Annotated in this window: 10 protein-coding genes and 1 pseudogene; 5 read left to right on the top strand and 6 right to left on the bottom strand. The window is 66.8% G+C overall.

What is annotated here, in order from left to right:
- Positions 1-969, top strand: a pseudogene (locus ACZYZE_RS16350) (HNH endonuclease); the annotation flags it as partial.
- A 191-nt stretch (positions 970-1,160) separates the two neighbouring features.
- Here the strand turns inward: ACZYZE_RS16350 and ACZYZE_RS16345 are convergent.
- A complete protein-coding gene (locus ACZYZE_RS16345; RefSeq protein WP_459317710.1) occupies positions 1,161-1,481 on the bottom strand; it encodes a GYD domain-containing protein in 321 nt (106 codons plus the stop codon).
- 432 nt (positions 1,482-1,913) lie between these two features.
- On the opposite strand from ACZYZE_RS16345, the gene ACZYZE_RS16340 reads away from it, so the two are divergent.
- Together ACZYZE_RS16340 and ACZYZE_RS16335 are read left to right on the top strand one after the other, a co-directional pair.
- Positions 1,914-2,471 carry a hypothetical protein gene (locus ACZYZE_RS16340; protein ID WP_463908883.1) on the top strand — a complete coding sequence of 186 codons (558 nt, stop codon included), beginning with the start codon at positions 1,914-1,916 and terminating at the stop codon, positions 2,469-2,471.
- An 83-nt stretch (positions 2,472-2,554) separates the two neighbouring features.
- A complete protein-coding gene (locus ACZYZE_RS16335) occupies positions 2,555-3,037 on the top strand; it encodes a hypothetical protein (protein ID WP_459317707.1) in 483 nt (160 codons plus the stop codon).
- 10 nt (positions 3,038-3,047) lie between these two features.
- Here the strand turns inward: ACZYZE_RS16335 and ACZYZE_RS16330 are convergent, their stop codons facing one another.
- The 4 genes from ACZYZE_RS16330 to ACZYZE_RS16315 all read right to left on the bottom strand — a co-directional run bounded on the left by ACZYZE_RS16330 (position 3,048) and on the right by ACZYZE_RS16315 (position 6,611).
- Positions 3,048-3,560, bottom strand: coding sequence for a mycothiol transferase (locus ACZYZE_RS16330; protein ID WP_459317706.1), 513 nt, complete (start codon positions 3,558-3,560; stop codon positions 3,048-3,050).
- A 149-nt stretch (positions 3,561-3,709) separates the two neighbouring features.
- Complete coding sequence (locus ACZYZE_RS16325; RefSeq protein ID WP_463908881.1) at positions 3,710-4,102, bottom strand: VOC family protein; 393 nt, start codon at positions 4,100-4,102, stop codon at positions 3,710-3,712.
- Between the two features lie 35 nt (positions 4,103-4,137).
- A complete protein-coding gene (ggt, locus tag ACZYZE_RS16320; RefSeq protein WP_463908879.1) occupies positions 4,138-5,964 on the bottom strand; it encodes a gamma-glutamyltransferase in 1,827 nt (608 codons plus the stop codon).
- 167 nt (positions 5,965-6,131) lie between these two features.
- Positions 6,132-6,611 (bottom strand): plasmid pRiA4b ORF-3 family protein, encoded by a 480-nt coding sequence (locus ACZYZE_RS16315; protein WP_459317703.1) that lies wholly within the window; start codon positions 6,609-6,611, stop codon positions 6,132-6,134.
- On the opposite strand from ACZYZE_RS16315, the gene ACZYZE_RS16310 reads away from it, so the two are divergent.
- A complete protein-coding gene (locus ACZYZE_RS16310) occupies positions 6,598-8,079 on the top strand; it encodes a pectate lyase-like domain-containing protein (RefSeq protein WP_463908877.1) in 1,482 nt (493 codons plus the stop codon). The genes ACZYZE_RS16315 and ACZYZE_RS16310 overlap by 14 nt on opposite strands.
- 118 nt (positions 8,080-8,197) lie before the next feature.
- On the opposite strand, the gene ACZYZE_RS16305 is transcribed toward ACZYZE_RS16310, so the two are convergent.
- Positions 8,198-8,542 carry a hypothetical protein gene (locus ACZYZE_RS16305; protein ID WP_463908875.1) on the bottom strand — a complete coding sequence of 115 codons (345 nt, stop codon included), beginning with the start codon at positions 8,540-8,542 and terminating at the stop codon, positions 8,198-8,200.
- A 241-nt stretch (positions 8,543-8,783) separates the two neighbouring features.
- Between ACZYZE_RS16305 and ACZYZE_RS16300 the strand changes: the two genes are divergently transcribed.
- A complete protein-coding gene (locus ACZYZE_RS16300) occupies positions 8,784-9,461 on the top strand; it encodes an HAD-IA family hydrolase (protein WP_463908893.1) in 678 nt (225 codons plus the stop codon).
- Positions 9,462-9,463 lie beyond the last annotated feature (2 nt).

Genomic DNA, 9,463 nt, shown 5'->3' with positions numbered 1-9,463 from the left:
CGGCGCCGGAGACCGGGCAATTGTTGCTCTCGCCCGCACCGCAGCCTACCGCCGCGACCCCCGCACCGTCACTCAGCGCGCGGCCCACGCCGCCACCGACCGGCACGTCAGCCTCCGCCCCGCCCCGCCCCGGACACCATGACCTGCCTCACCGCGCTGCTCCCGGTCGCCGAAGGCGTCGCCGTGTACACCGCCCTGACCCGGCACGCCGACACCCTCCGCGCCGCCGGGGACCCCCGCTCCCGCGGCCAACTCATGGCCGACGGCCTCGTCGAACGCACCACCGGCACCCCCGGCGGGATCACCGGAATCGAACTCCAGCTCATCATGACCGACCGCACCCTCCTCCAGGGCGACTCCGAACCCGCCCGGCTCCCCGGCTACGGCATCGTCCCCGCCGGCCGGGCCCGAAACATCCTCAAGGACGCGGCACGCGGGAAAGGCACGGCAACGGTCAAGGGCACCGAGGGAACGGGACACGAGGGAACAGATAACGAGGCCGGCGAGGAGGCGGTCAACCTCTGGCTCCGCCGGCTCTACACCGCCCCCGGCACCGGAGACCTGGCCGCGATGGACTCCCGCGCCCGGCTCTTCCCACCCGGGCTCCGCCGCTTCATCCAGGCCCGCGACGACACCTGCCGCACCCCCTACTGCGACGCCCCCATCCGCCACTACGACCACATCATCCCCTGGCACCACGGCGGCACCACCAGCCTCACCAACGGCGCCGGGCTCTGCGAAGCCTGCAACCACACCAAAGAAAACCCCGGCTGGAGCGCCCACCCCAGACCGGGGCCACGGCACACCATCGAACTCACCACCCCCACCGGCCACACCTATGAGTCCACCGCGCCACCCCTGCCGGGAGCGGATCCCCTCCTCAAGAGGCCGGGGGATATCCGATACCAGCGGCGGGAACAGGTCAAGGCCCTCAAACGCACCCGGCTGCACCGCCGGCTCGCCGCCTGAGCGGACAATCGTCATGGGCGCCGCGGCGGTTTGGCCCCAGGTCCTATGAGAACGGCCACGCACCGCCGCGGCGCGCACAAATGTGTCGTGAATCCAGCGGCCCGTCAGCGCCGGCAGGATCGCCACGCCCAGCAGTCCTTGGACCGCGTAAGCGTGACCCGGCGGACAAGAGTGCGGCGGCAGCCGGTTCCCTACTGTCCGGGGGCCCGGTAAGACGGCGTTTTCTTTGCTGCTGCGTCAAGATCTTCCGGGGTCAATAGCGGTTTCAGACGCACGCTCACGGAGCCCGTCGAATTGATCATGAGAGAAAGCGCGGCGGCGTCGGCCGCCCCCGGGACTTCAAGAACCCCCAGCACATCGGTCTCCCCGAAGGCGTAGTAGAAACATTCGAGCGAGCCTCCGACTGATTTGAGGGCTTCGACGAGCGCTTCACGGCGCTTTGTGCCCCCTTCGCGCATGAGGCCCTTGATGCCCTCTCCCACGTAGTTCGCTTCGAACAGATATTTGGCCATTGTCTTTCCCATCGCGTGGTGTCCAGGACTCGCGCATCCGAAGATGTACCTGAAACCCTTGAGGGCAAGTCCCGGAGGTGGTCCCCAGAGTGGGGCTGCAGCCACATCGTAGGCCCTCCCCCTTTTCCTTACAACGGTCGGTGAAGAGTACGCCTGCCCGGCGGCCGCCGCCCACCTTGTCTTCAGCGGCCTTCAGGGCATCAGCCTGGAACGTCGCTGCTATTCTTCCGGGGAATCCTGAACCGGTCATTTGTCTTTGACGCCCCAGTCTCAGCGAGCGGCCTGGAGCAGACGACGGCGGACCCTATGACAACGCGTCCGGAGCAACTATTCTCATGCCATGAGAGTTGGGGGCACATGTCGGCGAAGGAAATCCCGCCGTCCCGGGTGGGAGTGCATGGGCCGCGCGGCGGCCCGGCGTGCGAGTGGCGTATGAAAGCCAACAGCACCCCGGCCCCTGACAACTACGACGCATTCCTGTCGAGGCTGGACGCCGCAACAACAAGCCTGAGCACGCGGGCAGCGTCGTTGGACAAGGCGCTGGCAGCCGTCTGTTTGCTCTTGAGACCCTACGAGTCTGCCCTCGGGGACTGGGAACGACGGCGCCATTACGTCAGCGGGCAGCTCACACGGCGCTCCGGGTCGCCACAGTCAACCAAGGCCCTGAGCGAACTCCACGACGTGGCAGTGAAGATGGAATCGATGCTCCGCGGCCGTGTGCTGCGTCTCACCGAAGAGCTATCGGTCATGCAAGGGCGCCGCGAGGCGATCGACAAGTCTCTGCTGGAGCTTGAGCTGAGCAGAGCCAAACTGAATTCGTCCCGGATGGTGTCGCAGGACCGCGAAAAGTTAAGCGGCGTCCTTTCGGCACTCACCGGCTCAACCGTCAGCACCTCAGCCCTGCCAGACATGGGTCTGCTGAGCGATCTCAAGGATGCACGCGAGGCAGTCATCCTGGCCGAAGCACTGATGGAAGTGAAAGGGTACTAGTCATGGCACATTCACTGCGGGATCGGTCCCCTAATGACACCGTCGCTCTTGTACGGTGGTCAAAGAAACTAGGCGGAAGCCCCGTGACCAGGTTCGTCCTGTTAAGTATCGATGGTTTGATTCTGTGCCTGATCCTGATGATCTTTGTGCCCGGCCTCAGAAATTTCGGTGCCGTCTTGCTGTTCATGATCATCTTCCCGGCACTACTTACGGTTCCCGCTGTCTCAAGTCAGAGGACATTCATGCGGGGCCTGACGAAGAGCGTAAACGACGCCCTCGCCGAGGTGACCGACACGCCCGGTGACCAATTGTCGGTCAAGGAATTCCGGCGCCTGGTCAAGAGCGGCGAGAAGCTTCCGCTCCTCGTCAGCGGGCTACCCGGTTTGAACCTGCAAGTGGCCCGGGCTTCAACGCTGGAGAGATATGCCCCCGAGAAATGGGTTGCGGTCTTTACCGTCAACCTTCCGGAAAACGGGACCGCCAGCTTCGATCGTTTGGTTGCGGCGGCAATAAATGCCGGCCCTGGCACCGCCGGTGCGGGTGCCAACAGCGCCGACGCGTCCTAGACTGTGCAGTTTAGGCTCCGCTGGCCGGGTTCAACCCCCGGACGTACGCGGCCTGCCCCACGTGCTGGAGGCAATCGGCGATGGTGCTGACCAGCCGCACCCCAAGCGTGACAGGCGGCTCCCAGCGGGTGTCGACGATGCGGTTGAAGTCCTCATCGCCGAGGGTCTTCAGGAACTCCGCGGTCTGCCGGTGAACGGCTTCGTGGTACTCGAGCAGGAGCTCCGGCGGGGCCTTCACAGCGGCGACTTGGTCTGAAGAATGTCCGTAGCCGGTGTCGCGTTCGGGCAGCGGCAGATTGAAGCGGCCCGCAAATTCCCGCGAGGTCCAGACCTGTGCCAGGCCTGCGGCGGAGGCGAGCTGCGCATCCTCGACCCGGCTGAGGTGCCAGATCAGCCACGCCACCGAGTTTCCGTTGCCGGAAGGCCGGCGGAGCAAAGACGCATAGTCAGCCCCTTCAAGAGTGGCAGCCACGGTGTCACGGATCCGCCCGAAGGCATCCAGCAGCAGCTCGTTGGATTTCATCGGGTCCCCTCACAGTGCATTCGGTGGCCCCATGTTCGCATGGAAGCCGCACCACCGGATAGGTCAAATGCGGCTGACCGCCGGGCCGCCGCGGTTGCCAACGCCGCCGATGAGCACTTGACCATGAACGACGGCGGCCGGCTGGCTCGTCAGGGATCGACTCCGGGTTCATAGGTTCCCGCACTCCACTCCTGACCTTGGGGGTCCAGAACCCGTGCGCGCCTGGCACCCCATTCCGTGCTCTCGGGCTCGATCACGGTGCTTGCCCCAGCAGCCATGGCGCGGCCATAGAAATCGTCCACGTCATCAACAAGCAGGTATAGCCCCTGTCCCGTAGATGGGCCGACCAGGGCGGGCCGTTGATACCCGGCATCATCACTCGCCACCATGATCACGGCATCACCGAGGCGGACCTCCGCGTGAATGACCTTGCCCGGAGCCCCGTCCTGACGGCGGACCACGTCGAACCCCACCTGCTCCAGCCACTCCAGCGCCGCTGGTGCATCAGGGTAGCTGAGGTAGGCAAACAGATTTGCAGTCATGACGGCATGGACACGACGGCCCCGGCTGAGCGGACCTACGGCGAGCGTTTGAGCACCATCGCCGAGCCGCCCCCTCGCCTCACGGGCTCGGCCGCCGCGATCATCCCCCCGTCGGGGCGGAACTCGATGGCGGTGGCCGCGCCGATCTCTGCTGCCGAGGTGAACGCATCCCCGGACGGCGTGAACTGATGGCCGAACGGCGCCAGCCGGCTTCCGTGCGCCGCGATGAACTCCGGCTCGGCCGTGACCTTGGCCGTGTTCCGTTGCGAGGCACGCGGTGCCGCGATGGCCTCGGAAATGCTCATGCCCAGGTCCACCCGGTTCACGATGGTCTGCAGGACGGTTGTGATGATCGTCGATCCGCCGGGCGAGCCGAGGGCGAGGAACGGCTTGCCGTCCTTGAGGATGATGGTCGGGGACATGGACGAGCGCGGGCGCTTCCCGGGCTCGATCCGGTTCGGATCGGTCGGGTTGTACACCGTGGAGAAGTCGGTCAGCTCGTTGTTGAGCAGGAAACCGCGGCCGGGGACCACGATGCCGGAGCCGCCGGTCTGCTCGATCGTGAGCGTGTACTCGACGACGTTCCCCCACTTGTCCGCGACCGTCAGGTTGGTCGTCGAGATGTTTTCGGTGTCCTTTTCGTGGGCGGGGGCCACAGCGGCAGCCGGACACGCGCCGTCGTACGCGGACACATCCCCCGGTGCGACGGGCTTCGCTGCCGCGCGCAACGGATCGATCTGGCAGGCGCGCTCCTTGCCGAACAGCGGGTCAGTGAGCGCGGCGGTGGGGACCTTGCCAAACGCGGGGTCACCCACGTACTTGCCGCGGTCCGCGAAGGCAAGCGCGCTCGCCTCCAGATAATGATGCAGGGCGCCGGGCGGACGCATCTCGGACAGGTTGACCGTGTCCAGGATGTTCAGTGCCTCGCCAACCGTCGTGCCGCCGCTGCTGGACGGCGCCATGCCGTAGACGTCCAGGTCGCGGTAGTCCACATGCGTGGGCGCCTGATCCAGGGCACGGTAGGCGGCGAGATCCGCCGTCGTCAGCTGGCCGGCGGGGGCGGGCAGCTTGGTGCCGGCAGTCTTCGGCGGAGCCTGGACCGTGGCGGCGATTTCCGCCGCGAGCGGGCCGCCGTAGAAGCCGCGCGTGCCCTTCTTCGCGAGGAGCCGGTATGTCTCGGCGAGGTCGCGATTCTGGAAGACGCTGCCGACGGCGGGGGCGTCGCCGCCCGGGAGGAAGAGTCTGCTCGTCGAGGTGAACGCCTCGAAGCGGACCTTGTTGTCGAGGGTCTGCTGACGGAACGTCTGATCGACCACGAAGCCGCGGGTGGCCACCTTGATAGCGGGCTTGAGGGCATCGCCGAGGCTCAATGTGCCCCACCGGTCGAGGGCGCGCTGCCAGGTGGCCGGTGTGCCGGGGACGCCGACAGAGACGCCGCTCGTGACGAGCTCGGGCGTGAAGCGGTAGGGCTGGCCGGTCGCCGGGTCGATGAAAGCATCGCGCGGCATCGCTGCCGGTGCGGTCTCGCGGCCGTCGATGGTGCCGACCTTGCCGGTCTTCGCGTCGAAGAACACAAAGTAGCCACCGCCGCCGATGCCGGCGCTGTACGGCTCGGTCACACCGAGGGTCGCGGCTGCGGCGACGGCGGCGTCCGCCGCGTTGCCGCCCTTGCGGAGGACCTCAATCGCCGCAGCGGATGCCTCCGGGTCCACGGTGCTCACGGCGCCGCCGTAGCCGGTGGCGGTCGGGTTCTTCACTGTCTCCCGCGGATCGGCGAACGCGGGGCCGGCGACTGCGCCGCCCGTCACGCTCAATGCCAGTGCCGCCGTGACGGCAGCAAGTCGACGTTTCACAGATGGCATGGTCGCTCCCGGGTGAGGGTGGTGCGAGTTGACGGTGGGGCCACACTACTCCGACGCGATGCGACACTCAACACTTCCCGCGGCAGGATGGTAGTGACCGCAGGACGGCTCCTCCTGGCAGCGAAGGCGCAGGTCGACGCCCGGTAGAGGACGCGCTCCGGCAGCCGTCAGAACAGTTTGGCCAGATCCTCGTTGGCCTCTTCCATGTCGAAGGACATTGGATCCAGCGTTTGGCCCGGCAGCATTCCCAGCCATTCCCGGTAATCCGTGTGCTCCTCATGGCTGGGATCGTTGACGGCCTGGACGATTGTCGCCCAGCCCCGGGTGCCGCCGCTGTCCTCCGCCGGCGCCGCGCCGCGGCCCGCGGTGCATCGCGGGAGCCGGCCGCCGCCGTCGTCCGGCAGAATTTTCTCCACCTTGAGGGTGTGGACCCAGTTGTCGCCAAAGTCGTACGTGTAGGTCATTGTGCTGCCCACGGCCGGCAGCAGCTCGCCGACCGTCGCCTGCGATTCGTCGAGGGGAGCCTCGCCGAAGAAATCATCGTCGCCGTCCGGGTCCGCCGGCGCATATGCGGGGCCGCGGAAGCCCCGGGTCTGGAACTGGTGCAGATGGTAGTCCAGCCAGCCGAACAGTGTGACCGCGGTCAACTGCATCGCACTCAACAACTTCTGGCGCTCGCTGTCCAACCTCACCATTAACGTCACCGGGCTCGACGGCTGCCGCGGCTCGGCCAACTTCTGGGCCGCCTCGCAGGCCTCCCCCATGCGGCGGGTCAACGTCACCGGCGGCAATCTCTCCCTGATGGACTACTGCACCGCCGGACCGCAGCACGCCAGCGGCGGCTTCATCTCGGATTCGAAGACCGGCAGCGTCATTAATGGCTCGCAGCAGCAGTACTTCGTGCGGGACAGCAGCATCGGCGGCTGGTCCAACGGCGTCTGGAACCAGGTCTTCTCGGGCGTGAACGGCGCCCCGGCGCAGTCCTTCCCGAATCCGCCTTACACCAACCTGGCCGGCACCCCGATCAGCCGGGACAAGCCCTACCTCACCCTCGACGCGGCGGGCCAGTACGGCGTCTTCGTTCCGGCCGTCCGCAAGGACTCCGCCGGGACCACGTGGGAAAACGGTCCGACGGCGGGCCGCAGCACCGCAATGTCCGACTTCTTCGTGGCCAGGCCCACCGATTCGGTCAAGACCATCAACTCAGAGCTGGCGCACGGCAAGAACCTGCTGCTCACACCGGGGGTCTACGACATCGACCAGAGCATCGAGGTCAAGCGTGCCAACACCGTCGTTCTCGGTCTCGGCATGGCCACCCTTACCGCCGTCAACGGCGCCGTGCCGCTGCCTGTCGCGGATGTCCCCGGCGTCGACATTGCCGGCGTGACCATCGATGCCGGTGAGGTGAACTCGCCGGTGCTGATGCGGACCGGCAAGGCAGCCAAGCCTGTCAAGGACGGAAAACCCGCGCGGGAGAGTGTTGCCGAATCCGGCAAGTCCAGTCATCACAGTGACCCCGTCAACCCCACCACGCTCCACGATGTGTTCTTCCGCATCGGCGGCCACGTGGGCAAGGCCACGTGCGGCCTGGAGGTCAACAGCGACAACGTGCTCCTGGACCACATCTGGGTCTGGCGGGCGGACCACGGCAACGGCGTCGGCTGGACCACCAACACGGGGGACAACGGCGTCATCATCAACGGCGACCACGTCACGGCCACCGGCCTATTCGTGGAGCACTACCAGCAGTACAACGTCATCTGGAACGGCGAGCACGGCAAGACCGTCTTCTTCCAGAACGAACTGCCCTACGACGCGCCCAACCAGGCCGCCTGGCAGCACGACGGGGTCCTGGGCTGGGCCGGCTACAAGATCGCCGATTCGGTCAAGACCCACGAGCTCTGGGGCGGGGGCAGCTACGTCTACAACAACGTCGACCCCACGATCCACGCCACGCGGGGCTTCGAGGTGCCGGTCACGCCCCGTGTGAAGCTCCACGGCCTGCTGACCGTCAACCTCGGCGCCGGGACCCTGGACCACGTCATCAACGGCACCGGAGCACCGGTCTCGACAGACGCCGTCGGGGTGCCCAGCTACGTCGCCAACTTCGGCTGAGACGCCGGCGGGCGGGACCCACGGGCCCGTCCGCCGGACACGGCCGGGCGAGCGCGGCCGGGCCGACACGGCCTGGCCGGCGGGAAGCGCACGTCCGGCCAAAGCTAAGGTAAGGCTGCTAAGCGCCAATCCTGCCCGAGTTCGGGAGGCTCCCGATGATGGTGAAAATCAGGGCCAGGTACACAATGAAGAACACCACCCACATGATGAATAAGCCAATCCCCACCCAGCCGAGCACCCGCCCCTCAGCCGCAGGCACGCCGTAGGCCTCAGCCTTCTTCGACCGGGCTATCGCCAGCGGCCCAAACAGGGCCCCCAGGCTGAAGACCGCCAGGATGCCGAACACTGTGGCCAGCCGGGCGTGCCGCATGCCCTCCATGTACCAGCGCAGCTGCCCCATCGTCACTGGCTGCTGATCCGGGTTCTGATGGGCGTTGAGTGGTCCGTACTGGCTGGTCGACATGGGTTCCCCTGGTGTTCCGTGGTGCTCGTGATGGTTGCCGTCACAGCATAAGGCGTTTGGTGGCACGTGAGGCCCGCATTGAGGCGGACACGGCCTGCTGGTCTGGGCGGTCGTCCGGTGGCACGCAATAGCGCGCGTGCGCGGGCCACTGGCGCCGTCACCCCATCCGAGGATAAGCTCCGGGGTGTTGTTGGTGCGTAACACTCGTCCGTCCAGCGGCGAGGTGGGCCATGATTGGCTGATGGCCATCCCCTCCCCCGCTCCACGCACCCTCACCTGCCGTGCAGTCCTGTTTGACATGGACGGCACGCTGGTGGATTCCACGCCCGTTGTGGAACAGGTATGGAGTGAGTTCGCGGCCCGGTACGGCCTGGACTCCGTCGAGATCCTGCGCACGTCCCACGGTGTGCGGGCAATCGACACCGTCCGCCGGTTCGCGCCGGCGGGCGCCGACGTCGAAGCCCTTGCGTCCGAGCTCGGTGCCATGGAACGTGTCCGGACCGGCGGGATTGTGTCACTGCCCGGGGCCGCGGAAATCCTGAGCATTCTTCCCGGCGACGCCGTGGCCCTGGTGACGTCGGCCGATCGGATCCTGGCAGACATCCGCATGGACGCGGCCGGCCTGGCCATGCCCACGACCGCTGTCACCGCAGACCTGATCACCCGCGGCAAGCCGCATCCCGAAGGATATCTGCGGGCGGCCGAGCTATTGGGTGTGGAACCCGCGGACGCCCTAGTTTTCGAGGATGCCCCTGCTGGGATCGCGGCCGGCCTGGCTGCGGGCATCCGCACGGTAGGAGTCGGCCCGAATACCGGGCCGCTCCCTGCGGGCGTGCTGCACATCAATGACTACACTTCGGTGCGCGCCACCGTGGAAACGGACGCCGCGGGCTCGCGGACCATTACTCTCCGGCTCTAAGA

Source organism: Pseudarthrobacter woesei (assembly GCF_055412745.1).
This window is presented reverse-complemented; position numbering and strand designations above follow the sequence as displayed.

Excerpts from the sequence above, each read along its gene's own strand:
- ACZYZE_RS16345 (WP_459317710.1), bottom strand. The coding sequence starts at position 1,481 with ATGGCCAAATATCTGTTCGAAGCGAACTACGTGGGAGAGGGCATCAAG.
- ACZYZE_RS16340 (WP_463908883.1), top strand. The coding sequence starts at position 1,914 with ATGAAAGCCAACAGCACCCCGGCCCCTGACAACTACGACGCATTCCTG.
- ACZYZE_RS16330 (WP_459317706.1), bottom strand. The coding sequence starts at position 3,560 with ATGAAATCCAACGAGCTGCTGCTGGATGCCTTCGGGCGGATCCGTGAC.
- ACZYZE_RS16325 (WP_463908881.1), bottom strand. The coding sequence starts at position 4,102 with ATGACTGCAAATCTGTTTGCCTACCTCAGCTACCCTGATGCACCAGCG.
- ggt (WP_463908879.1), bottom strand. The coding sequence starts at position 5,964 with ATGCCATCTGTGAAACGTCGACTTGCTGCCGTCACGGCGGCACTGGCA.
- ACZYZE_RS16305 (WP_463908875.1), bottom strand. The coding sequence starts at position 8,542 with ATGTCGACCAGCCAGTACGGACCACTCAACGCCCATCAGAACCCGGAT.
- ACZYZE_RS16300 (WP_463908893.1), top strand. The coding sequence starts at position 8,784 with ATGGCCATCCCCTCCCCCGCTCCACGCACCCTCACCTGCCGTGCAGTC.